The following is a 25,226-nucleotide window of genomic DNA, read 5'->3' on the forward strand; positions in this document are numbered from 1 at the left end:
TCATGAACAATCACAATTGTCAAACATTAAATTTTGAAAATATTTCAATCTCTTTTAATCTAGAAACTGCTTCCTTCAATCGATCAGTATCTGATAGTAGGCCGACTCTTACATAACCTTCGCCATATTCTCCAAATCCATTTCCTGGAGCGACTGCAATATGAGCCTTTTCAAGTAAAAGATCAGCAAATTCCTGTGATGTAAAACCTGTTGGGATTTTTAACCATGCAAAAAATGAACCTGCAGGTGCAGTTACTTCCCATCCAATTTCGTGACAGCCGCTAATAAATACATTTCTACGCTCTTCATAAAGTGCTAATAGTTGTTTGACACTTTCTTGAGATTCAGTTAGTGCAACAGCGGCAGCTTCTTGAACAGCAGGGAAAATGCTAACATAAAGATGATCCTGTAATAGATTAATTGCTGAAATAACTTCTTTATTTCCAACTGCAAAACCGATTCTCCAACCAGCCATATTATAAGTTTTAGAAAGGGTATAAATTTCAATCCCGCATTCCTTTGCTCCTGGTGTTTGAAGATAACTTAAAGGTTTTTTGCCGTCAAAACCAAATGCACCGTAAGCAAAATCATGACAAACGGTAATCTGATTATTTTTTGCAAGCTCAACTGTTTCTTTAAAAAATTCTTCTGTTGCTATAGCCCCTGTGGGATTATTTGGATAATTGATAAATAATATTTTACTAGCATCCAAAACATCCTGAGGAATTAATTTATAATCTGGTAAAAATTGATTTTTTTCAAGTAATGGAAGCATATATGGTACTGTTTTTGAAAGAGATATACCAGATAAATAGTCTGGATACCCTGGATCTGGAACTAAAATTGTATCTCCTTCATCGCATAAACAAAGTGGTAGTTCAACTAATCCAGCTTTTCCACCGAATAAGATCGCTACTTCTTCCTCTGGGTCTAAATCAACATCATACTCTCGTTTATAAAATTCTACAACAGCATTTTTTAAAGAGCTCATTCCTCTAAACGGAGAATAACGATGAGTTAAAGGATTTTCAACAGATTGCTGTAATGCTTTTATAATATGGTCGGGTGTAGGTTGATCGGGATTTCCTTGACCAAGATTAATGACATCATGACCATTACCTATTGACTGATTCACTTTTTGGACTAGTGAAGCAAAAAATTGTTTTGGTAAATTGTTTAATAGTTTACTATGATTCAAGTTAATCACTCCAAAATATAATAAAATTAATTTGAATAGATCGTTTCTTAATCGAATGATTTTCATGAACGACTGTTGCAATAACTTTCACCATCATATATGCTCGATTTAAAAATGTCTATAAAATTTAGAATAGGGTGAATAAATTGTGATTAAAATTGCGTGTATTCAATCTGATGTTATTTTAGGTGAATCAAAAGCTAATTTAGAGAAAATGAAAACTCAAATAAACGAAGCTGTTAAAGAAAATGTTCGTGTAATCGTATTGCCAGAGCTATGGACAACAGGCTATTGTCTAGAAGAAATTGGTTTGCACACAGGTGAACAAGAAGCGGTTATTTCTGAACTTCAGTCAATCGCAAAATCAAGTAATGTAATATTGATTGCTGGTTCGTTCCCGATTGCAAGAGAAAATGGTGTTACGAATAGGTTAATTGTTATAAGCAATACTGGCGAATTAGTAAAAACTTATGATAAAGTTCATTTGTTCCAGTTAATGAACGAGCATCACTATCTTCAATCAGGGGAAACAGATGGTCTTTTTGAAATCGATGGATTAACGGCTGCAGGTTTTGTTTGCTATGATTTGCGTTTTCCTGAATGGATTGGAACTCATTCTCAAAAGGGTGCAAAAGTTTTATTTTTTGTTGCCGAATGGCCAATTCAAAGAATGAATCATTGGGAAATCTTATTAAAAGCAAGAGCAATCGAAAATCAATGTTATGTCGTTGCTTGTAATCGAGTAGGAAAAGATTTAGCGAATACATTTGGTGGAGGATCAATGATTATTGACCCTTGGGGAGAAGTAGTGACTAAAGGCAGCACGAATGAAGAAATCGTCTTTGGCGAAATTGATCCGAAAAAAGTCGATGAAATACGCGGTACAATCCCTATTTTTGAAGACAGAAAAGAAGAAATTTACAAAAAGTTTCAAAAAAGTAATTGACAAATTAAAAATCTATAAACTAAAATACGATTATAAAATCAAATATGCGAACTCTTATTTCGAGTAGGCGGAGGGATTTGGCCCGACGATGCCCAGCAACCGACCGTAATACCATTGTGAAATGGGGCGTATTGTATACGCCTGAGCTTAAATGCTCAGTAAGGCACGGTGCTAATTCCAACAGAAAAGTAATTTTCTGGTAGATAAGAGACGAAAGTCAATTAGTATTGCCTCTTTTCGTCTCGGAAAAGAGGCTTTTTATTTTGCAAAATTCAAGGGGGATGAATTTAGTGACTGTCATTGAACGAAAAGAATATAGACCATTAACAGAAGCAACTGCAATTACTTATTTACAAAAACTTGGCTATTTTAAAAATGAACTATGTGAAAGTATAGAAATCGGGGATGGGAATTTAAATTTAGTGTTTAAAGTTAATCCAGTAGGAAGCGAGAAAGGGTTAATTATAAAACAGGCTCTGCCATACGCAAAAGTTGTAGGTGAAAGCTGGCCACTTACATTAAAGCGAGCTACGATCGAGAGTAATGCGACAAAAATATACAATGAGCTAATCCCATTACATGCACCGAAAATTTTAGAACATGACGAAGATCAAGCCGTAACTGTAATGGAGGATCTTTCACACTTACAAATTTTACGAAAAGGTTTCATTGAGAAAAAGAGCTATCCGTTTTTAGCTGAACATATCGGTGAATTTTTAGCAAAGTCATTATTTTTCACTTCAGACTTCGGAACTTCACCAGCTAAGAAAAAAGAGCTAGAGTATCTTTTTAATAATCCTGACTTATGTGATATAACAGAAAATCTTGTTTATACAGATCCGTTTTTTAACAGTGAAACAAATAGTTTTGAAGAAGAATTAACAGATGTAATTCAAGAACTATGGAATGATGCAGATCTACAAATTGAGGTTGCGAAACTAAAATTAGATTTCTTATCGAAAAAAGAAGCTTTATTACATGGTGATTTACATACGGGAAGCATTTTCGTATCTGAAACAGAAACAAAAATAATTGACCCGGAATTCGCATTTGTAGGACCAATCGGATTTGATTTAGGGCAAATTCAAGCAAATTTATTATTTCAACTTTTCAGCCGTACTGAACTAAAAGACGAAATTATCGAACACATCTTAAACATTGAAAAAGTTTTTAATGAAACATTTATTCGACTTTGGGAAGAGCATAGTGTTAGACCATTTAACCAAAAAGCTCTAATTAACGAAAAACTAGAAGGATATTGGGTGGATGCAATTGGGGTAATTGGATGTGAATTAATCCGAAGAAGTATCGGTCTTGCTCACGTTGAAGATATTGATTCACTGGAACATAATCAAAAGATTGAAGCAAAGAAAAAAGTCTTAAAATTCGGAGTTTATTGTATAAAAAATAGATTTACTATTATAAATATTGGAAATTTAATTAATGGATTGGAGTAATAATCGATGACTACATTACAGCAAATACCTGAATCATTACAATGGAACGGTGAAAGTTTAAAAATTTTAGATCAAACTAAACTACCAACTGAAATATATTATTTTGATGCAACGACATTATTAGATGTACGTGAAGCAATCGTAAAATTACAAGTAAGAGGAGCACCAGCGATTGGTTTAGCAGCAGCATATGGACTTTATTTAGGCGTTCGAGAAATTGAAACTGAACAAATTGATGAATTTCATAAACAAGCAAGATTATTAGCGGATGTACTAATTAGTGCTAGACCAACTGCAGTAAATTTAGCATGGGCTGTTGAAAGACTAATTGGATCTAGTAAAGAAGCAGTGACTGTATCTGAAGCTAAATTAATCATCATGGAAGAAGCGATTAAATTACATTTAGTAGATGAGGCAACTTGCAAGGAAATCGGCGAAAACGCTTTAACATTATTACACGACGGTGCTGCAGTATTAACTCATTGCAATGCAGGGAGTATAGCGACAAGTCGATACGGTACAGCTTTAGCTCCACTTCACTTAGCAAAAGAAATAGGTTGGGAAATTTCAGCTTATGCAACTGAAACAAGACCAGTATTTCAAGGTGCAAGACTGACATCTTGGGAATTGAACCAAAGTGGTATCCCAGTTACTTTATTAACTGATAATATGGTCGGCTACTTATTACAAAATAAAAAAGTTGATGCAGTCATTGTTGGTGCTGATCGCATTACTGCTAATGGAGACACTGCAAATAAAATTGGAACATTACAATTAGCGATTTTAGCAAACTTTTACCAAATCCCATTTTATGTAGCAGCTCCTTTATCAACAATTGATTTATCAATTGAATCAGGTAGTGAAATTGTCATCGAACAACGTGATCGATCTGAAGTAACGCATATCGGAAATATTCAAATTGCACCAGATGGAATCAACGTACTTAACCCAGCGTTTGATGTAACACCGAATGAATTAATAACGGCGATTATTACAGAAAAAGGAATTGTTTCAAGTAATTATAAAGAAACGTTTAAAAGTTGGGAGAAAGAGTAATGAAAAAAATTATTGCAACACTATCAATCGCATCAGTATTATTAACAGCTTGTGCAAATGAACAAAATGCAGTTTCAACTAAAAAATCTGAAAATGCTAGTACTGAAGTAAAGAAAGTATCCGCTAGTAGCAATGCTGAAATTCCTGAAGCAATAAAAAAGAAAACAAAAATTGCTTTAATTATGGAGTTTTCAATTGGAACTTTTTCTTCACAATATATCGATGGCGTGAAAAAACAAGTTGGGAAATTTGGCGGAGAAGTACAAGTATATAATGCTGATAATGATTTAGCAAAGATGGCCTCCAATTTAGATACAGCCGTCAATTCAAAGGTTGATGGAATTTTAATCGATCATGGGAGAAAAGAAACATTAGAAAAAGGTGTGAAAAAAGCGTTAGCTGCAGGCATTCCAGTTGTTTCTTTTGATAGTGATCTAAATATTCCTGGTGTTACAGTAATTGACCAAGATGACTACAGTTTAGCATGGAAAAGTTTAAAGAGTTTAGCAGAAGGATTAAACGGAAAAGGGAATATCGCAACAATTTGGGTAGGTGGTTTTACACCGATGGAACGCAGAAAAGTTATTCTTGATGCATTTTATAAACGTTACCCGAATATAAAAGAGGTTGCTAGATTCGGAAAAGCAAGTAGTAATACGATGCTAGATACACAAGCTCAGGTAGAAGCATTATTAAAGAAATATCCTAAAGGTCAGCTTGATGCTATTTTTGCAACTTGGGATGAGTTTGCAAAGGGGGCTACAAAAGCAATTCAACAAGCTGGGCGTAATGAAGTAAAAGTTTACGGAATTGATTTAAGTGATGAAGATCTTCAATTAATTCAAGAGAAAAATTCACCTTGGGTTACTTCAGCTGCAAGTGATCCGGGAGAGATTGGAGAAGTTCAATCTAGATTCCTATATCAAAAAATAGCTGGAGAAGAAACGCCAGATATTTATTCTTTAGAACCTAAATTAATAGAGAAAGAGGAGCTTCCGAATAATCCAATTAAAGTTAGTGATCTAAGAAAATATAGTAAAAACTGGATACCTTCACAAGCTGCAACTTCACCATGGATGGAGAAGTTAGATAAGGGGAACTAAAGATGACTATTCAACTAGAATCTGTATATTTTAGTTATGGAGAATCAGAGGTACTGAAAGATATTAATTTTACAGTCAAATCTGGAAAAATAGACGGCCTGGCTGGTTTAAATGGTGCAGGTAAAAGTACGCTAATGAAGATTCTAGCTAATAGAATTCAGCCAACAAATGGAAAGTGTAAAGTAAGTGGAAATTCAACAATAGCATATGTCCCTCAAGAAGTTGATGAGGGACTTGTGCAAGGATTAACTGTAATTGAAAATTTAACGATTGCATTGAATCGAGAAAATAAGAATTTCTTCTTTTCAAAAAAGAAAAGTGTTGAATTGGTTCAAAATCGACTTTCAAAATGGAATTTGTGTTTACCATATTACAAACAAGTAAGTGACTGTTCTATTTATGAAAAACAATTTATTTTAATTGCAAAAGCACTTCTTAATGATGCATCTTATTTTCTATTTGATGAGCCTACTTCTTCCCTAGGAAATACTGAAAAAGAGAAATTTTTCTCATTCTTATATGATTTGAAAAAAATGGGGAAAGGTATTGTCGTCATTTTACACTCAATTGATGAACTTGTTAAATTTACAGATGAATTAACGGTACTAAGAAGTGGGGAAATCGTGTATCAAGGTAGTTCATCGACATTAACTGTAGATGAAATAATCGGACAAATGTCATCCGTTGAATTTTCATTTGAAAAAAACATAAAAGAGCGCAATGAACCAGCTTTTCAGTTTCGTAATATCCGATTAATTGAAACGAAACCTTCTATTAATATAGAAATAAATAAAAATGAGGTAATTGCCATTTATGGTGCAAATGGAAATAAGAAAACAAGTTTGGCAAAAACAATATGGGGCGATCGAAAACAATATGAATTAATAATAGGAAGAAACTCATTTTTGATCAAGTCTCCTCAGCATGCATATAAACAAGGCATTGCATTTGTACCAGAGGATCGAAGAAAAGAAGGTTTATTTCTAAATCACTCGATTAGAGAGAATATCTCGTTCAACAAAAGTGGTTGGATAAACAAAAATCTCGAAATTGAGAGTTCTCAATCCTTAATTAATACTTTAAGTATTTATCCAAAGGACACTGAAAAAGAAATTTTACATCTTAGTGGAGGAAATCAGCAAAAAGTAAGTATAGCAAAATGGATTTCACCGAATTTGAAGTGTCTTATTTTAGATGAACCACTAAAAGGTGTTGATATTTATGCTAAACAACATATTTTTCAATACATAGATGAATTTTGTTCTAACGGTGGTTGTGTTATTTATTTCACGAATGATATTGAAGAAGCTAATGTGATAGGTGACAAAATTTATACAATTATACAAGGTGAGTTATTGGAGGGTATACAATGACGCAATGGGCACAAACACAAGGTAGAAGATTATTTTTAGATTTTGGAGCGGTATTGCTACTACTAGTCGTTATTGCATTTTTTTCAATGACATCGAATTCCTTCTTATCTTATAGTAATATTTCTGATATTTTAAGATCGATTTCAATCGTAACATTACTGGCGATTGGAGTTACGTTTAGTTTAATCATTGATGGTTTAGACTTATCAGTTGGATCAACCGCGAGTTTAAGTACGGTTACAGCAGCATATTGTTTAATTGTTTTTAGACAAGAGTTATTAATTACACTATTAATTCCAATTGTTTTTGGTTTAATAGTTGGATTATTAAATGGTCTGTTTATAACGAAAGGGAAATTACCGGACTTATTAGTTACTCTTGCTATGATGTTTGTTGTAAATGGTTTACATTTAACCTTAACAAAGGGTTCCTCGATCTATGAAGGAATGACAATTAATAATGAAGCAACTACAGGTCATTTTATTCCTTCGTTTTTATATCTTGGGCAAGGGTCATTTTTTAATATCCCAGTTGCAGTCATAATAATGATAATTTGTATTTTGATTACACACTTATTTTTAGAAAAGACTACTTGGGGAAGAGTATTCTTCTTTATTGGAGGAAATAAAACTGCTGCACACTTATCAGCAATACCCGTAAACAAGTATCGAGTTTATGCTTATATTATTAGTGGGCTTTTTGCATCACTTGGTGGGATTTTACTTGCTAGTCGAGTTGGTACAGGGCAAGTTTCAGCAGGTACACCATTATTAATGGATAGTATTACAGCGGCATATATAGGAATCGCTATGTTTGGAAAAGGGAAACCAAATATAATCGGAACATTTTTAGGTGCGTGCTTAATGGGGATCCTTCTAAACGGATTCACGATGTTGAATGTACCATACTATGCGCAAGATATTATTAAAGGTATTTTATTATTAATTGCAATTTTGTTAGCAAAAAAAATTAAGAATTAGCTTTCATACTGACCGAATTCGGATTAGCGATGATTGATAAATTGTCATATCGAAGGATAAGTCAAATAGCCTAATATTTGAATACAAACTGTAATAATCTCCAAACTAATGGAGATTATTTTTTTTTATTAAAATAGTAGAATTTTAACTAATATTGCATAGAATAAAAAACAAATATTTTCATGTTAGATTTTCTAACATCGTATTGACAGATTATCTAACATGAAATAAAATACTTATAGATGAACGAAAGGAGCATTGCTATGAATGATCAAGTAAGACGCTCAACGCCACTTTTCCCAATCGGAATAGTCATTTCGTTAACTGAATTATCTGCAAGACAAATTCGATATTATGAAGAGCATGATTTAATTCGTCCTGCTCGTACTGAAGGTAATCGTAGATTATTTTCTTTCAATGATGTCGATCGATTATTAGAGATAAAAACTTTTATAGAACAAGGCTTAAATTTAGCAGGAATTAAAGAAGTACTCAATTTAAAATCGTCAGAAAAATCCAAAGAAACAGTGGTTCAACAAGTCATTGTTGAAAAATCAATATCAGATGAACAACTTCGAAAAATGCTTCGTCAAGAGTTATATCAAAATGGTAAATTAGGTAGAACTTCTTTACGACAAGGAGATATGTCTCGATTCTTTCATTAAGTTATTGATTAAGTCCGGATTATTCTAGCTTTTATATTTATATGGGGGGAAATATAAATGAAAAAGGAAACGATTTTAAATAGTGTTGAAGAATACAGTCTTGAATTTGTACAGTTATTTTTTACAGATGTAGAAGGAGTATTCAAACATTTAGAACTACCAATCACGCAAATTGAAAAAATACTTAATAACGAAACTATGTTTGATGGCTCTAGTATTAACGGATTCACAAAAATTGAAGCAAGTGATATGATGCTTTTCCCAGATTTGAATACTTGGAAAGTCGACACTAACGAAAAAGTTGGACTCTTCATTTGCGATGTTTATTACCCGAATGGTACACCTTTTGAAGGTGATCCAAGAAATGTGCTTAAACGAGCAATTGAAAAAGCGACCGAAAAGGGATTTACTTCTTTTAATGTAGGACCTGAACCTGAATTCTTCCTATTTACTAAGGAAGGAAATCAATTAGTTCCAAATGACAATGGTGGATATTTTGATGTAGCCCCCCTAGATAAAACAGTTAAAATACGACGTGAAATTACGAAAGCACTTCAGGCTTTAGGGTTAGAAGTTGAGGCTTTACATCACGAAGTTGCAATCGGTCAACATGAGATCGATTGGAAATACGCACCAGGATTACAAACAGCTGATAATATTCAATTATTTAAATATACAGTTAAAACAATTGCTGAAAAAAATGGTTTAGTTGCTACATTCATGCCAAAACCAATTTTTGGAGAAAATGGCTCAGGTATGCATTGTCATATGAGTCTAGGAAATGATAATGGTAATGCCTTTTATGATCAGCATGATTCAATTGGATTATCTGAAACGGCACGACAATTTATTGCAGGTGTATTAACACATGCTCGTGCAAATGCTTCAGTTACAAATCCAACAGTTAATTCATATAAACGTTTAGTTCCAGGTTATGAAGCACCAGTTTACGTAGCTTGGTCACAAAGTAATCGTACATGTACAATTCGTATACCGGCTGCAAGAGGTGCGGGTACTAGAATCGAAGTACGAAATCCAGACCCATCTGCAAATCCTTATTTAGCTTTAGCTGTTTTATTATCTGCAGGCTTGGATGGTATTGAAAGAAATTTAACACCTCCAGTCGAACGAAGTGAAAACCTGTATATGATGGATGACGTAACTAGAAAAGCAGAAGGTATTGAAACATTGCCTGGAAGTTTACTTGAAGCAGTTACAGAACTTGAAAACAGTGAATTCCTACAGCAAGTTTTAGGGAAACATGTATATTATTCATTCCTTCAAAACAAGAAAGAAGAATGGGATGCATATCGATTACGTGTATCAGAATGGGAAAAAGAAACATATTTAAACTGCTAATCACTAAACTTAAAATAAAAAAATAGAAAAGTGGAAGTAGCATATCTCTACTTTTCTATTTTAAAGTGTGTTAGACTAATTTTGTTTGTTGCATACGAAAGGGGAACTTTTATAATGGCTAAGTTTACAAAAGAAGATATTTTCCGTATTTCAAAAGAACAAAACGTAAAGTACATACGTCTACAATTTACGGATTTACTAGGGATTATCAAAAACGTTGAAATTCCAGTAAGTCAGCTTGAAAAAGCTTTAGACAATAAAATGATGTTTGACGGTTCTTCAATTGAAGGATTCGTTCGTATCGAAGAATCAGATATGTATTTATTCCCTGATTTAGACACTTGGGTAGTATTCCCATGGACTGCTGAAAAAGGTAAAGTAGCTCGTTTAATCTGTGATATTTACAATGCAGATGGCACTCCATTTGAAGGAGATCCTCGTAATAACTTAAAACGTATGTTAAAAGAAATGGAAGCTCTAGGCTTCACAGATTTCAACTTAGGACCTGAGCCAGAATTCTTCTTATTTAAATTAGATGAAAAAGGCGAACCAACTCTTGAGTTAAATGATAAAGGTGGTTACTTCGACTTAGCACCAACAGATTTAGGTGAAAACTGCCGTCGTGATATCGTTCTTGAACTTGAAGAAATGGGCTTTGAAATCGAAGCATCTCACCACGAAGTAGCTCCAGGACAACATGAAATTGATTTCAAATATGCTGGTGCAATCAAAGCTTGTGATGACATTCAAACATTTAAATTAGTTGTAAAAACAATTGCTCGTAAACACGGTTTACACGCTACATTCATGCCAAAACCACTATTTGGTGTAAATGGTTCAGGTATGCACTGTAACTTATCATTATTTACAAATGGTAAAAACGCATTCTACGATGAGACTGGTGAATTAGGTTTAAGTGAAACTGCACGTTACTTCATCGCAGGGATCTTAAAGCATGCTCCAAACTTTACAGCTGTTACAAACCCAACTGTAAACTCATACAAACGTTTAGTACCTGGCTATGAAGCTCCATGTTACGTTGCTTGGTCTGCAAGAAACCGTAGTCCACTAATTCGTATTCCTGCATCTCGTGGCTTAAGCACACGTGTAGAAGTACGTTCAGTTGACCCAGCTGCAAACCCATACTTAGCATTATCAGTATTATTAGCAGCAGGTTTAGACGGAATCAAAAATAAATTAGAAGCTCCAGCTCCAGTAGACCGTAACATCTACGTTATGTCTAAAGAAGAGCGCGAAGAAGTTGGAATCATCGATTTACCAGCAACTTTAGCAGCTGCACTAGATCTATTAAAAACTGACGAAGTAATCGTTGGTGCTCTAGGATCACACTTATTCGAACACTTTGTAGAAGCAAAAGAAATCGAATGGGATATCTTCCGTACTCAAGTTCACCCTTGGGAAAGAGATCAATACATGTCAGTATATTAATCAAATCAACCCTTGGCACAGTATGTGTCGAGGGTTTTTTATATTTTGGTCAAGAAGAAAAAGAGATACGGGAAAAAATGACAAAATAAGTTTAAAATGTTTGAAGATATTCTTTACATTGTTTATTGGTATCCATATGAATTTTTTAGTTATAAAAATTTCATGTTACGAGAAGAAATGGTCTGTTTTTGGTGGCAACTTGAAACGAAGATTATGAATGAAGGCTGGGCAAGTTATTGGCATATAAGAATTATGCGTGAACTAAATCTTGATTCAAATGAAGCGATTGAGTACGCAAAGCTTAATGCAGGAATAGTTCAACCATCAAAAACAAGCATTAACCCGTATTATTTAGGACTAAGAATGTTTGAAGATATTGAATATCGATATAATAATCCAACAAAAGAAATGAAAGAATTAGGCGTTAAATCAGGTAGCGGCCGAGAAAAAATGTTTGAAGTTCGTGAATTAGAGTCTGATAGTTCGTTTATCAGAAATTACTTAACGAAAGAACTAGTCATGCGTGAAGATATGTATTTATTCCAAAGACAAGGTAAGGAATATAAAGTTACCGATAAGGCATGGGAAAATGTTCGAGATCAGTTAGTTGTCAGCAGGGTAAATGGAGGATTTCCATATATCGTTGTTCAAGAAGGAGACTACTTAAAAAATGGGGAGCTTTATTTGAAGCATTCCTATGAACATATGGAACTGGATGTGAAGTATGTTGAGAAGGTAATGCCTTATATTCATCAATTGTGGGGTAGAGGGGTTCATTTAGAGACGAATATTGAGAATAAGTCTGTTTTGTTTAGTTATGATGGGAAGAATATTCATCGGAAGTATATTTGATTCTTGACTAAAGAAAAGGAAATAAAAGTGCGCTAAAAGAATAAAAATCTTTAAGTTTCACTAATAAGATTAATCCAAAAACATCATTCGATTAGAATGGTGTTTTTCATTTTTTACTTTCTCATTAAATTAAAATCTAAGGACAATCTAATGTAAATTTTCACTTAATAAAATTATGAAATTCCATTTGTATTAATAATTACAAAGTGATATTAAATTAAAAGCGAGAATAAGATTTATTGGAAGGAGGTGAACTATATGTTATCTGTATGCTCGAAAATGATAGTTGCATATGATCATTCTGAATTAGGCAAAAAGGCATTAGAAATGGCAATGAATATAGCAAAACAGGATAAAGGGATAGAATTGGTTGTTATTATGGTTATTAATATACCATATACCGTTTCTTACTATCGTATGATGCGTAACGCAGAACTCTTAGCAGCCAAGGAAATACTTAATGAAATTGAGAAAAAGTTAGATTCACTGCCAAACAATTCAAAAACATATGTATTGGAAGGAAACCCTACTGAAACGATTGTGGATTTTGTTAAGCAAGAAGACGGTGATCTTGTTGTGATGGGAAGTCGTGGTTTGAGTGGATTAAAGGAAATTTTCCTAGGCAGTGTCAGTCATTATGTATTGCAAAAAGCTACTTGCCCAGTATTAATTGTTAGATAATTGAGTGTTATTTATTTACTCATGTATTTTCAAAGATTTTGAAATTACTAGAAAGATCATTCTAATTGAAGATGATGATTTTCACATTACATATTAGGATTTTTAAACAGTTTTGCTACTAACTTTTCCCTAAAAAAATTATTTCTATTTAGGTCAATTTAATACCTATTAAAACTGTTCTTTAGAATTTAAGTATATTAAGAATCGAACTACTTTTATAAATTTAATGTAGTTCAATGAATACATCTAAATTATATGATCCTATTAGGACTATATCGAGGTGTTTAAATAAAAAATAATCGAAATTAGTATAGGAGGAAGAAAAGGATGTTAAATGTATGTTCAAGAATAGTAGTTCCATATGATAATTCTGAATTAAGCAAAAAAGCATTGGACAGGGCTATCACATTAGCAAAACAAAATAAAAGTATCGAATTGAATGTAATCACAGTATTTCATGTACCTGTTGATGTTACTTATTTCGATACGTTGAATATAGACGAGATACGCCAAACAGAATATGAGATAGCGAAAATAGCACTTAATGAAGTAAATAAAAAGTTGGAAGAACTTCCTAATCATACAGAAACATTCGTTTTGGAAGGTATTCCTTCGTGTACTATTGTGGATTTTATTAATAGTATTAATGCCGACCTCGTTGTGATGGGTAGTCGTGGTCTAAGTAATTTAAAAGAGTTGTTTTTAGGTAGTGTCAGTCATTATGTAGTACAAAAGGTGACTTGCCCAGTATTTATCATTAAATAATAATCTTTTTAAATTTTGTCGAACTTGATGTGCATTTTTTCTATGCCTAAATTATACAGATTTTGTAAATGACATTGTACCTATTTCTTATATTAGATTCAGTAGAGATTGTGATCAGTGAAGATGGTCAAATAGAAAATTTAAATAATTAGAAGAGCAAATAAAATCGAGAATTCATTTAAGCAATGTTTGAAGATAAAATAGAAATGAAAAAATTATAAATTAAAGAATAATATTTCACAAAGTACATATTTTTAACTGTTAATAAATTTATAATAAGAAAACGCTCAGGAGGGCGAGAATCAATGGGAAATAAAAATGTTGGAAGCTATGAAGTTGTTGTTTCGGATAATCCTGTTTCTAATTTTTTATTTAACAGTAGCAAATCTGCTTGGATTTGGTTAGTTATACGTATTTACTTAGGGTACGAATGGTTTTCAGCTGGATGGGATAAAATAAATTCAGACCTTTGGACTGGATCAAAGGCTGGAGTTGTGGTAAAAGGCTTTACTCAAGGTGCTTTAGCTAAAGCTAATTCTAATGTTCCTCATCCAGATGTAATGGATTGGTATGCAAGTTTTTTAAAGCACACGGTATTACCAAATGCTAAATTCTTTTCATATTTAGTAGCTTATGGTGAGGTTCTTGTAGGTCTAGGTCTAATTTTAGGTTTACTAACAGGAATTGCTGCTTTTTTTGGTAGTTTAATGAGTGTAAGCTATTTATTTGCAGGAACGCTTAGTACTAATCCCCTTTTATTTATTCTAGCTACTTTGTTAGTATTAGGATGGAAAGTTGCGGGGTGGTATGGATTAGATAGATGGGCACTACCGTTTTTAGGAACGCCTTGGGAAAAAATGTATATAAAAGAAACAAAACAAGTTACTAATAAAGTGTAATTAATTAGATAAAAGAAAAGCACTATACTTTGTATATTTAAAACCACCTGTAAAGGTGGTTTTTTAAATTGGGACTCTAAGGTTGATTATTTTTTTTATAAGTGCTACTTGAAAATGTAAGTATAAAAAAGGTCGTTTTTTTCATTTACTATTTGTAGTAATCAGATTATTTCTTTATAGGAGGAATAGGAGGCAAAAAGTAAGAATAGGTCTGGGGAAAAATAGTTTATCTAGCTTATTGATAGAGAAAGCTCATAATGAATTACATCACTTAAAAGTGATTTTTACTCTTTCCAGGCTGCTCTTCAATCTAGTAGAATTAATTAAAATTCAAAAAGATTAAGTAACTTAAATCTTAGAATATTTATTACTAATACATTTTGTTAAACGATGCAATCGTCTTTGTTATGGCGGTAATGACAGAAGCTGAAAAATCTATAAATAAATTTAATAAATAATTTAGACATATAAAACCTCTTTGTAATAGAAAGTAAAACAATAATTTTACTCATTATTATGAAAGAGTTTTTTTATTGACTTTTATTCCGTTAATAGATCAGTAAAGCCTCTCTGTTAATTGTACCCTTATATTTGTACTCAGCTTATCTAGTAATGTCTATATTTATAGTGAAAATTTTAGCTCTTTAGAAGACGGAAGGCTGGGCAAGTTATTGGCATATAGTTAGAAAGAGCCACGTTATGTGACTCAAATTATTCAACTACTTCGGAAGTGCGATTTAATGATAAAATTTTTCAAATCCGATTATTCATTCTACCAATCTAGTTTGAGTGGTTATCAATTCATAAATCAACTCATTGACTTTTAAATTTGTTTCTTTGTAAGGTCCTTTTACAATGAGATAACCTCTAATGTAAAACACCTAAAAGTTATACATTTAGGAAATCTTCCTGACACCAATTTACATTATTAAGACTGAAATAATTCAATCCACTCTCCGTCTGGTCCATAAAAGAAGATATATTTTGATCCATTTGGCAATGTTGTGACTGACTCGTCTACAAATGTTACATGATGGTCTTTAACACGTGTGATCTCGGTTTCAATGTCATCTACTGCAAATGCGAGGTGATGAACTTTCCCCTCTGCTGGTAAATCTGGGTTATAACCAGAAATTAATTCTACAATCGGTTCCTTTGAATCCTCAAATCCCAAGAACGCTAATTTAATTTTTGGATCGATATGGTCCTGTTTTTCCAAAAACACTAACCCCACGACTCTAGTATAAAATTCAATCGATGTATCTATATCTCTTACTTGTATCCCTATATGTTCGAGTTTTTTTACAGCCATAATGTCTACCTCCTATAAAAATTGATTCTTCGAAATATTATAACATATATAATAAAAAACGGAGTCAAGGACCAGAAACATTAGAAGGGTACCCTTTTGATATGTATCCTTTGTAAAGGACATTGAAAAGGGTTATGCAGTTTTAAGAAGTTGTTTTCTGGCAGTGGTCGAGAAAAAATGATTGAAGTTTTTGTTTACTCTTTTACCTTCAAAATATGACAACATTTATTGTTTGCTTTTAGTAAACAATAGTAGGTGCAATTGTTTTAAGGAACGATTGACTATATTCCCTGGAAACTTCAAAGAATTCTCTTTATCTATTTTTAAATGATCGGCATAAAAATTTAAACAGCCAAAAAATAAAGAGGGTACCCTTAAAAGTTAAACTTTTAGGACACCCACCTATCACTTTTTAGTAATTTGTAGTTTTCGCTACTTCTTTATTATTAGGTTCAGAAACACGGGTTAAAAAGAAAATACCAATAACAAATAGAATAATTAGACTAAATACACCCATATTAGAATGACCTGTAAGTTGAGCTGTTAAGCCGACTATTAATGGTCCCATGATTGATGCAAATTTACCGAAAATATTATAGAAGCCAAAAAACTCATTTGATTTTTCTTTAGGGACAAGTTTTGCGTAATATGAACGACTTAAAGCTTGAATTCCACCTTGAGATGTGGCGACAAGCATAGCCAAAATCCAAAAGTCTAAAGTAGAATTTAAAAAGTAAGCATATATACAAACAATCATATAAATAATGATTCCAACATAAAGCATAAATTTACCTGAAAACTTATCTGCAAGTTTTCCGTAAATAATTGCAAATGGAGCAGCGACAACCTGTGTGACAAACAAAATAATTAATAGATTTGTTGAACTGATTCCAAGGTCAGTTCCATAAGCTGTTGACATTGTAATGATCGTTCCAACGCCATCGATATAAAAGAAATATGCAAGTAGAAATATAAATAAAGCACGATATTGTCGGATATTTTTAAAGGTTTTTCCTAGCCTCTTAAAGCTACTTAATACAGGATTTTGTTCAGGTTCAATAAAATAATTTTGACGAACGTTTCGTAACAAAGGAATTGTAAAAATGCCCCACCAAACGGCAGTAATGAGAAAAGCGATTTGACTTGCGAGAGTTGTTGAAATTGAAAGTATTTCTTTCTGAGCTAATACGATTATAGCAATACTAATGATAAATGGAATTGTACTACCTATATATCCAAAACCAAAGCCTCGAGCGGATACCTTATTCATACGTTCTTCTGAAGTTACATCTATTAAAAAAGCGTCATAAAATACATTCGCACCAGCAAAGCCAATAGCTGTAATCGTATAACAAATCAAAAGTAAAAGCCAGTTATCATTAGGGATAAATGTAAGTAGTGCTGTAAAAGAAACACCGAGAGTAAAAAAGAAAGAAAAGAGCTTCTTTTTAAATCCTCTATAGTCGGCAATTGTTCCAAGAATTGGACCTAACATTGCTAAAATGAATGTAGAAATTGCGATCGTATAACCTAAATAAGCAGTAGAATCAGAAGCACTTATTCCGGCTTTTGAAGCAGAAGCTTTATAAAAAAGAGGGAATACGGCAGTGCTAATAATAATAGAATAAGCTGAATTGGCCCAATCGTAGAAAATCCAACTATTTTCTTGCTTCGTAAAACTCTTCATGAGTTTTTTCCTCCCAATGATTAATAACTGCTATAGATTAGATACTACTAATATTTTATTTATCCTCTACAGTTTTCAGTATATTATCTAAAAATTCCCTATATAAGCAGTGGACATGAGGAGAATCCTTAACATTTTTGGACACGTGGCTAAAGAAAAACACGAAAAAGGTAAAAAAGTAGCAGATGTTAATACATAATTTCCCACTTCTATGTTATCTTAGTTATATACACAATTCTTGGAGGTTACGAGTAATGAAATCTACTTTAAACGATACTACAAATGACAAACTACCATATTCAAGGACCAATCCATTTCAAGCGAAGGTTCTCAAAAATATTAATTTAAATGGAACAGACTCAAACAAGGAAACAAGGCATATTGAATTGTCATTGAAAGGGTCAGAACTTACTTATGTCCCGGGTGCTGCACTTGGAGTGATTCCTTCGAATGATCCAGAGCTAGTTACTGCTCTTATAAATGAAATGAAATGGGATGAAGAAGCAGTTGTTACTGTTGGTAAGCAGGGTGAAACACTAACTTTAAAAGAAGCGCTTACATCCTACTGTGAAATTACACTGTTGACGAAGAAGATATTACAACAGGCAGCTGTATTTACAGAAAACGAAGATTTGAAAAACCTTGTGTTGGTTGAAAATGCAACTCAACTAAAGGAATATTGCTATGGGCGAGATTTACTTGATATGTTACGTGATTTTGGTCCATGGAGTGCATCTGCTCAAGAGATCGTTTCATTATTAAGAAAAATGACTCCGCGACTTTATTCAATCGCAAGCAGTATTGCTGCAAATCCAGATGAAGTTCATCTAACAATCGGTGCTGTACGCTACACTACACACGGACGCGAGCGAAAAGGTGTTTGTTCTGTTTTATGTTCAGAACGTATTAAAGAAGGAGATACTCTTCCAGTCTTTGTTCAAGTAAATAAACACTTCTATTTGCCAGAGTCTGGGGACAAAGATATTATTATGGTTGGACCTGGGACGGGTATTGCACCATTCCGTTCGTTTATCCAGGAAAGAGCAGTCAATAAAGTTACTGGCCGTTCATGGTTGTTTTTTGGAGACCAACATGAAGCGTCAGATTTCCTTTATAAAAGCGAATTAGAAAAATATCAACAAGATGGAGTATTGACGAAAATTGATACTGCATTCTCCCGTGATACAGATCAAAAAGTTTATGTGCAGCATAAAATGCTTGAAAATAGCAAAGAAATGTATGAATGGATCGAAAAAGGAGCTTATTTCTACGTTTGTGGAGATAAGGAATATATGGCGAAAGACGTCAACGAAGCGCTTATTACGATTCTTGAAAAAGAAGGTGCGATGGAACGTGATGCAGCTGAAGCACATCTTAAAGATATGCAGAAGCAAGGGCGTTATCAACGTGATGTGTATTAAGATTTAAAGGTATTAACAATATAGGTATTTTATAACAAAAAGTAACCCTTCGTTCCAGTTGGTACAAAGGGTTACTTTTTTTATTGTTTTTAAAGTCAATTTTTTGCTCTAAAGCCTAATTTAATGCGACTTTTCTTTATTTGAAATATACCTTTTCTAAAGAGACATTAGTTAAATTCTTATTCAAAAGTGCCTTTTACAATTGGAGTACCATTTTCAACCATCTTTCTTCCAAGTGCAAATACTGTTTCAATTTCTAAAGTTTCTTGATTTAATAAAACAATATCTGCGTCGTTACCGGATGTTATGTTACCTTTATGTGATAGTTTTAGCACTTTTGCAGGATTTGAAGTAATTACTTGTATTGCTATTTCTAAAGGGATCCCTTCATTAATTACTGCATCTCTTACTTCTTGATATAAAGATGAAATTTTGCCAATTTGAAGTCCTAAATAGTCTCCATTTGTATCAAAAAAGGGAAGACTTGCCTGAGCATCTGAAGAAAAAGTTATGTTCTCGATCTGAACCCCTTCTTCAAGCATTACTCTTAGTCCTTTACTACACTTTACCTCGCCATCTTCTAAAAACTGAGGTATTGTACTTGTAGTAAAATCTACATATCCACCTTTAAGTGCAAAATCAATACCGGCTTTAAACAATTCTTCATTCCGATTAATATGAGTTGGGTGAAACTGACGAATTGGAATATTTGTATGATCCACTAGTTGATGAAGAAGGGAAAGTTTTTCTTTTCCATCACCTACATGAATTTCTAATATGCCAGCCTTTCCAGATAAAATACCTCCATTACGCGCAGCAGATGCGATCTTTGAAAGTTCTTCAATCGTTGGTTCCGAGGAGCGGTGATCTGCTATAGCGATTTCACCAACACCAATAATCTTATCAATCAGAATAATATCTCTCTGGATCGATTCTGTTAGTGTCTTTACAGGGATTTGATAGGAACCAGTATGAATATAACAAGTAATGCCTTCTTCTTCTAATCCACGTGCTTTTGCAAGTAAATTCTCCGTAGTTCTTGTTGTACCGTCTGTACCTAGTACACCGACTACTGTAGTAACGCCAGCGATTGTAACATTCGTAAGCATTAGTTCAGGAGTGCGTGTTTTAAATCCACCTTCTCCACCACCTCCAATGATATGTACATGTGAATCAATAAAACCTGGTACAACTAATGAGTTGGAGGCATCTATGACATCGTATGAAAGAAAGTCTGGTGGAATGGTGATATGATCTGCAATCATTTCAATTTTTCCTCCTGCTAAAAGTAAATCTTTTCTGCCAATAGAGTGTGGTGTGTATACTTGACCGTTTTTTATTAAGGTTAACAACTTTTTTTCCTCCTAATACCTTTGTTAATTGTTTAAAAAGGACCGTAATTTATTAAGTGTGCGATTACAACAGCAATTAAACCGATTAAATATTGAATGACTACTAATGGGAAAATCCATCGAGCCCATTTTGTCCAAGGTATTCCTGCAATTGCTAATCCTGCCATTAAAGTTCCAGCTGTTGGGAAAATAATGTTCCCAATTCCATCAGCAAAAGAAAATGATAGGACAGCAGTTTGTCGAGTAATTCCTAGTAGGTCGGCAAGTGGAGCCATTATTGGCATTGTTAACATTGCATGACCGCTACCAGAAGCTAAAATAAAGTGTATAGCTGCTTGGAAATTATATATTCCAATTACACTTAAAGACGCAGGAATATGTTTAATGACTTCAGTTACTCCATGAAGCATTGGATCAACAATATGTCCTTGATTTAAAACGACTAGAATTGCACGGGAAACACCTATAATAAGGGCGCCACTAATTAAAGTAGCAGATCCTTGAGTAAATGATTTAACAACTTCATCGATTGATAATCTTCCAATTATTCCAATAGCAATCGTTAAGATAATAAACAAAGAAGCAATTTCGCTAATATACCATTGATATTTAATAACACCATAAGCTAAAACAATATAGTTAATAAGAAAAGCAAAGAATATCCATTTATGTCTAGAAGTTAATTGAGCTTTAGAAGATAATAGATCATTAGATTGCTCAACTGAATATTTACCGTAAAATCCCATTTGTGGATTTTTTTTAACTTTCATGGCATATCGATAAATAAAAATAACTGATATTAAATAAACAATTACAAACAATACAAGTCGAAATCCCATTCCAGAAAAAGTAGGTAGTTCTGCAATTCCCTGAGCAATACCAACTGTAAACGGATTCATTATTGCCGTTGTAAAACCTGCTGATGCGCCAACTAATACGATTGCAGTACCGGTCATTGTGTCGAAACCTAAAGCAAGGGCTAATGGAATCAGCAGTGGGATATAAGCTAAAGATTCTTCAGCCATTCCCATTAAAGAACCTGCAATTGCAAAGAAAAGCATCATAATTGGAATTAATAACTTTTCTCTATTAGCTAGTTTTTTAGCCAAAGTAGAGATTAATGCTTCAATTGTGCCAGTTGCACTTAAAACACCGAAAAAACCTCCGATTATTAGAACAAAGAATATAATATTTGCTGCATCTACCATGCCCAAATGAATGGCTTTTATCATTTCAAAGAATCCAACTGGTGTTGCTACGATTGATTTAAATGAATTCGGATCAACTGTTGAATGTCCATTGATGTCTATACGTGCATATTCACCTGTTGGTAAAACATAGGTAAGAATTGTTGCAATAAGTAAAATTACTAATAAGAGTGCAAAGATATTAATTTTACGTTCTTTCATAACATTTCTTTGTTGTGCTATTTTATTAGCCTGAATTTGTGACATCAATTCATCTCCTTTTAAATTAGGGTGCTAGAATGATTTAATATTCTAGAATTAGTAGTAAAAAATTATAAAACGCTATCCTAAATTCCCTCCTATCTTTTTGAATCTTAATAACTATTAAAATGACTACAATCTACTATAAGCAAATAGCGTGCCAAGTTTTAAAGTCTATTTTTAAAGGAAATTTATGTGTTTTCTGGATTTGTTGGTTCTTTTGGGTGATATAATAGAACCAAAAAGAACTGTTTGGAGGGAATTAGATGAAGAAAAACTCACTTACTTTGATTACAGGGAGTAAAAAAACAAGACAAGCTCTGTCTAATCAGTTAATTCAATTACTAGAAGATTATATAAATATTAAATCCTATGCAATTGAGGACTGTGAGTTATTAGAGTTTAAAGACGATATTATTCTTTTTTCTTCTGAAGAAGCAAAAAATGAAACTGAAAAAATAGCAACAGTGAGTGGTAAACATGTCATGGTAGGAAAGAGAACACTTAATCATGAGAATGTTGAAAAACTATTAAGGATTGAGGAGGGGACAAATGTATTAGTTGTTAATGATGATTTTCATTCTACGGTTGAATTAATACAGTCCCTTTACCAATTAGGAATCGACCATGTAGAATATTTCCCATTTAAAAATGATCAATTATATTATCCAAATATAAGCATTGCAGTATCTCCTGGTGAAATTCACTTAAGTCCTTCATATATTAAAGAAGTAATTGATATTGGAGTTCGTCTTTTTGATATCTCCGCTATCCTTCAAATTGTTGAAATCTGTAATCTTAATAAAAACATTTCATCATTAATTTCGGAAAAATATATTAAAAATATTATAGAATTGCAAAGAGAAATTTTACTTGCAGAGCAAAATGAGAAAAAAGTAAATAGGCATTTACAAAATGTTGTAGATACGGTTGATGATGGTATTTTAGCGTTAGATCGTAATGGAAACATAACGGTATTTAATGAAAAACTTTCTTTGCTTTTTCAAGTACCTATTGAGAATGCGTTAGGGAAACACTTAGACAATGTTATGGAACTGCAAAATGTTAAGGAGTTTATTTTAAATGGATTTGAAGAATTTAAATTTTTTTCCATCAATGACATTGATTTAGTCATCTATCGATTCTATATAAAAGATGATGAAAGAGTTGTGGCTACCTTTAAAAGTGTAAACCGAGCTTCTGAAATTGAAAAAACTGCTCAAAGAGAGCTTAGAAATCAAGGTTTTTTTGCTAGATACGATTTTAAAGATATTATTGGTGAGCATCAATCCATTACAGAGTGTAAAAATATTGCCAAAAAACTTGCGATCACAGAGCACCCGATATTAATCCAAGGTGAGACGGGTACAGGTAAAGAACTCTTTGCTCATGCTATGCATCAACAATCCGATCGGAAAAATGGCCCTTTTTTAGCAGTTAATTGTAGTGCTTTTACGGAGAGTTTATTAGAGAGTGAACTATTTGGTTATGACGAAGGTACCTTTACAGGAGCTAAAAAAGGTGGGAAAAAAGGGTTGTTTGAAATTGCAAGTGGAGGGACATTATTCTTAGATGAAATTGGTGATATTAGCCTAAACGTACAGTCACATTTATTGCGTGTACTTCAGGAACAAGAGATTCGCAGAATTGGAGGTAGGAAAATTATTCCAATTAATGTACGGATAATTGCTGCAACTAATAAAGATCTTCAACTTAAAATTGCTGAAGGTTCATTCCGATCAGATTTATTTTACAGATTAAACGTTTTAAATCTATTAATTCCACCGTTACGATCTCGGAAATTGGATATACTTTTGTTAGTAAAACATTTTGTTACAAAAAGTGGTAAAAAAGTGATGATCGATAAAGACGTTTTAGAAAAATTATATCATCATGAATGGAACGGAAATATTAGGGAACTAAAAGGGGTACTTGATTACATGCTCACTGTCTGTGAAGGCGGGATTATTACTCTAAATGATTTACCTAATCATATTCAAACAAAAACTAATCGATTAAAGACTATCGAAAAAACTGACTATGAATTACCAACTAGTGTCCTTGAGGTACAAGAATCCATCACAATACTAGAATCAATTAAAAATTTTAATGACATAGGAAAGATAGCAAGTAGAGAGGCCATTTCAGCTAGAAGTGAGGAGATTGGTAGATACTTAACCTCACAACAAATTAGACTTCGATTAAATACAATGGAACTAAAAGGATTTGTTATTAAAGGTAAAGGAAGAGCAGGCACAAAAATTACTTCCTTAGGTACTGATTATTTATATTTCTTAAAGGATAAATCAAAATTATTATCGAGTGAACATTGATAGTATTCTGGTTTATTAACCATCTTCCTATATTTTATTACTAACTTGGAGCTGCATTGATTCTTTGGCCATATTTAATTTGAGGTTAAATTGCTAACCAAAGTTGATGTGTAAATTTAGCTATATATAGCGTTTAACTGCTCGATAACTGCATGTTTAGAACCCAATCTCACCATTGGGAAAGAGAACAATACATGTCAGTATATTACCCAATACAATCCTTGGCGCTATTGGCGTTGAGGTTTTTTCTATTTATGGACAATTTTCTTTTTAGTAATAGTTTCAAAAGTTGCCTGATAAACGCAAGAAAATTATATAAAAAAATGGATTTGCTAAAATAAAATGTTGATTTTTGAACTTAAAAAGAGGTTGTCTAATTAGACAACCTTTAGGACCTCTAATGCAACTAACACACGTCGTTAGTTGAACAATAAGTGAACAGAAATAAATGATTTGGAATGATTAGAATCACTTCTTTTGAAACATTGTTAATCCAATGTTTAGCCTACTAGTCTATTCGAATACTTGACGTAGCTCAATCTGTCCTTCTCCTAGACCATGTGGATCTGGCGCGCGCATCGCCCACTCGATTGCTTCCTCGCGAGATTTCACATCTATGAACCAATAACCTGCAATCAACTCATTGACTTCAGCGAAAGGCCCCTCTGTAATGGTCGGTGGTTCTCCGGGAACAGGGTAAGTAATTCGAATACCATTGGAGCTTGGATGCAGTCCACCGACTGACACCAGAACTCCAGCTTTCTTCAGTTCTTCATTATATTTCTTCATCGCAGCAAACATAAGATCCATCTGCTCTTTTGGCATAGTCCCTGCTTCAGAATCCTTAGAAGCCTTTACAACCATCATAAATTTCATTAGTAACTCCTCCT

Annotated in this window: 20 protein-coding genes, 1 pseudogene and 1 riboswitch; of the genes and pseudogenes, 15 read left to right on the forward strand and 6 right to left on the reverse strand. The window is 33.1% G+C overall.

Features of this window, described 5'->3' with window-relative positions; all coding sequences use genetic code 11:
• Window positions 1–19 precede the first annotated feature (19 nt).
• The gene (locus ABEY15_RS01840) at window positions 20–1,207 is read right to left on the reverse strand and encodes a pyridoxal phosphate-dependent aminotransferase (protein ID WP_429888247.1); all 1,188 of its coding nucleotides are present in this window, start codon (window positions 1,205–1,207) and stop codon (window positions 20–22) included.
• Between the two features lie 142 nt (window positions 1,208–1,349).
• Here ABEY15_RS01840 and ABEY15_RS01845 point away from each other — a divergent pair, with 142 nt between their 5' ends.
• The 13 genes and pseudogenes from ABEY15_RS01845 (at window position 1,350) to ABEY15_RS01905 (ending at window position 14,783) form a co-directional block, all read left to right on the forward strand.
• Window positions 1,350–2,144 (forward strand): carbon-nitrogen family hydrolase, encoded by a 795-nt coding sequence (locus ABEY15_RS01845; protein ID WP_429888249.1) that lies wholly within the window; start codon window positions 1,350–1,352, stop codon window positions 2,142–2,144.
• A gap of 51 nt (window positions 2,145–2,195) precedes the next feature.
• Window positions 2,196–2,354: riboswitch (SAM riboswitch) on the forward strand.
• 71 nt (window positions 2,355–2,425) lie between these two features.
• Window positions 2,426–3,601 carry an S-methyl-5-thioribose kinase gene (gene mtnK, locus ABEY15_RS01850; RefSeq protein ID WP_429888061.1) on the forward strand — a complete coding sequence of 392 codons (1,176 nt, stop codon included), beginning with the start codon at window positions 2,426–2,428 and terminating at the stop codon, window positions 3,599–3,601.
• Window positions 3,602–3,607: 6 nt separating this feature from the next.
• Window positions 3,608–4,657, forward strand: coding sequence for an S-methyl-5-thioribose-1-phosphate isomerase (mtnA, locus tag ABEY15_RS01855; RefSeq protein WP_429888062.1), 1,050 nt, complete (start codon window positions 3,608–3,610; stop codon window positions 4,655–4,657).
• Window positions 4,657–5,760, forward strand: a complete 1,104-nt coding sequence (locus ABEY15_RS01860) for a substrate-binding domain-containing protein (protein ID WP_429888063.1) — start codon at window positions 4,657–4,659, stop codon at window positions 5,758–5,760. Before mtnA ends, ABEY15_RS01860 begins: the two co-directional genes overlap by 1 nt.
• Window positions 5,761–5,762: 2 nt before the next feature.
• Complete coding sequence (locus ABEY15_RS01865) at window positions 5,763–7,133, forward strand: ATP-binding cassette domain-containing protein (protein WP_429888065.1); 1,371 nt, start codon at window positions 5,763–5,765, stop codon at window positions 7,131–7,133.
• A complete protein-coding gene (locus ABEY15_RS01870; RefSeq protein ID WP_429888067.1) occupies window positions 7,130–8,113 on the forward strand; it encodes an ABC transporter permease in 984 nt (327 codons plus the stop codon). The genes ABEY15_RS01865 and ABEY15_RS01870 overlap by 4 nt, the downstream gene beginning before the upstream one ends.
• A gap of 263 nt (window positions 8,114–8,376) precedes the next feature.
• Window positions 8,377–8,778, forward strand: coding sequence for a MerR family transcriptional regulator (locus ABEY15_RS01875; protein WP_056470089.1), 402 nt, complete (start codon window positions 8,377–8,379; stop codon window positions 8,776–8,778).
• Window positions 8,779–8,835: 57 nt separating this feature from the next.
• Window positions 8,836–10,137, forward strand: a complete 1,302-nt coding sequence (locus ABEY15_RS01880; RefSeq protein WP_429888068.1) for a glutamine synthetase family protein — start codon at window positions 8,836–8,838, stop codon at window positions 10,135–10,137.
• A 114-nt stretch (window positions 10,138–10,251) separates the two neighbouring features.
• Complete coding sequence (glnA, locus tag ABEY15_RS01885; RefSeq protein WP_429888070.1) at window positions 10,252–11,586, forward strand: type I glutamate--ammonia ligase; 1,335 nt, start codon at window positions 10,252–10,254, stop codon at window positions 11,584–11,586.
• Window positions 11,587–11,748: 162 nt separating this feature from the next.
• A pseudogene (locus ABEY15_RS01890) lies at window positions 11,749–12,438 on the forward strand (SpoVR family protein); the annotation flags it as partial.
• Window positions 12,439–12,696: 258 nt separating this feature from the next.
• Window positions 12,697–13,119 carry a universal stress protein gene (locus ABEY15_RS01895; protein ID WP_429888071.1) on the forward strand — a complete coding sequence of 141 codons (423 nt, stop codon included), beginning with the start codon at window positions 12,697–12,699 and terminating at the stop codon, window positions 13,117–13,119.
• Between the two features lie 327 nt (window positions 13,120–13,446).
• Window positions 13,447–13,884 (forward strand): universal stress protein, encoded by a 438-nt coding sequence (locus ABEY15_RS01900; protein ID WP_429888073.1) that lies wholly within the window; start codon window positions 13,447–13,449, stop codon window positions 13,882–13,884.
• A 305-nt stretch (window positions 13,885–14,189) separates the two neighbouring features.
• Complete coding sequence (locus ABEY15_RS01905; RefSeq protein WP_429888075.1) at window positions 14,190–14,783, forward strand: DoxX family membrane protein; 594 nt, start codon at window positions 14,190–14,192, stop codon at window positions 14,781–14,783.
• A gap of 928 nt (window positions 14,784–15,711) precedes the next feature.
• Here the strand turns inward: ABEY15_RS01905 and ABEY15_RS01910 are convergent.
• Both ABEY15_RS01910 and ABEY15_RS01915 read right to left on the reverse strand, forming a co-directional pair.
• Window positions 15,712–16,095: a VOC family protein gene (locus ABEY15_RS01910; RefSeq protein WP_429888076.1), complete on the reverse strand. Its 384-nt coding sequence runs from the start codon at window positions 16,093–16,095 to the stop codon at window positions 15,712–15,714.
• A gap of 412 nt (window positions 16,096–16,507) precedes the next feature.
• Window positions 16,508–17,782, reverse strand: a complete 1,275-nt coding sequence (locus ABEY15_RS01915; protein WP_429888078.1) for an MFS transporter — start codon at window positions 17,780–17,782, stop codon at window positions 16,508–16,510.
• A gap of 254 nt (window positions 17,783–18,036) precedes the next feature.
• On the opposite strand from ABEY15_RS01915, the gene ABEY15_RS01920 reads away from it, so the two are divergent.
• Window positions 18,037–19,203 carry a sulfite reductase subunit alpha gene (locus ABEY15_RS01920; protein ID WP_429888079.1) on the forward strand — a complete coding sequence of 389 codons (1,167 nt, stop codon included), beginning with the start codon at window positions 18,037–18,039 and terminating at the stop codon, window positions 19,201–19,203.
• 179 nt (window positions 19,204–19,382) lie between these two features.
• Here the strand turns inward: ABEY15_RS01920 and iadA are convergent, their stop codons facing one another.
• Both iadA and ABEY15_RS01930 read right to left on the reverse strand, forming a co-directional pair.
• A complete protein-coding gene (gene iadA / locus ABEY15_RS01925) occupies window positions 19,383–20,555 on the reverse strand; it encodes a beta-aspartyl-peptidase (RefSeq protein WP_429888080.1) in 1,173 nt (390 codons plus the stop codon).
• A 32-nt stretch (window positions 20,556–20,587) separates the two neighbouring features.
• Complete coding sequence (locus ABEY15_RS01930) at window positions 20,588–22,009, reverse strand: YfcC family protein (protein ID WP_429888081.1); 1,422 nt, start codon at window positions 22,007–22,009, stop codon at window positions 20,588–20,590.
• A gap of 260 nt (window positions 22,010–22,269) precedes the next feature.
• On the opposite strand from ABEY15_RS01930, the gene ABEY15_RS01935 reads away from it, so the two are divergent.
• Window positions 22,270–24,336 (forward strand): sigma-54 interaction domain-containing protein, encoded by a 2,067-nt coding sequence (locus ABEY15_RS01935; RefSeq protein ID WP_429888083.1) that lies wholly within the window; start codon window positions 22,270–22,272, stop codon window positions 24,334–24,336.
• A 513-nt stretch (window positions 24,337–24,849) separates the two neighbouring features.
• Here ABEY15_RS01935 and ABEY15_RS01940 read toward each other — a convergent pair.
• Complete coding sequence (locus ABEY15_RS01940) at window positions 24,850–25,212, reverse strand: YciI family protein (protein ID WP_429888085.1); 363 nt, start codon at window positions 25,210–25,212, stop codon at window positions 24,850–24,852.
• Window positions 25,213–25,226: the final 14 nt, after the last annotated feature.

The organism is Gottfriedia acidiceleris (genome assembly GCF_050457485.1).
Lineage (GTDB): Bacteria > Bacillota > Bacilli > Bacillales > Bacillaceae_G > Gottfriedia > Gottfriedia acidiceleris_D.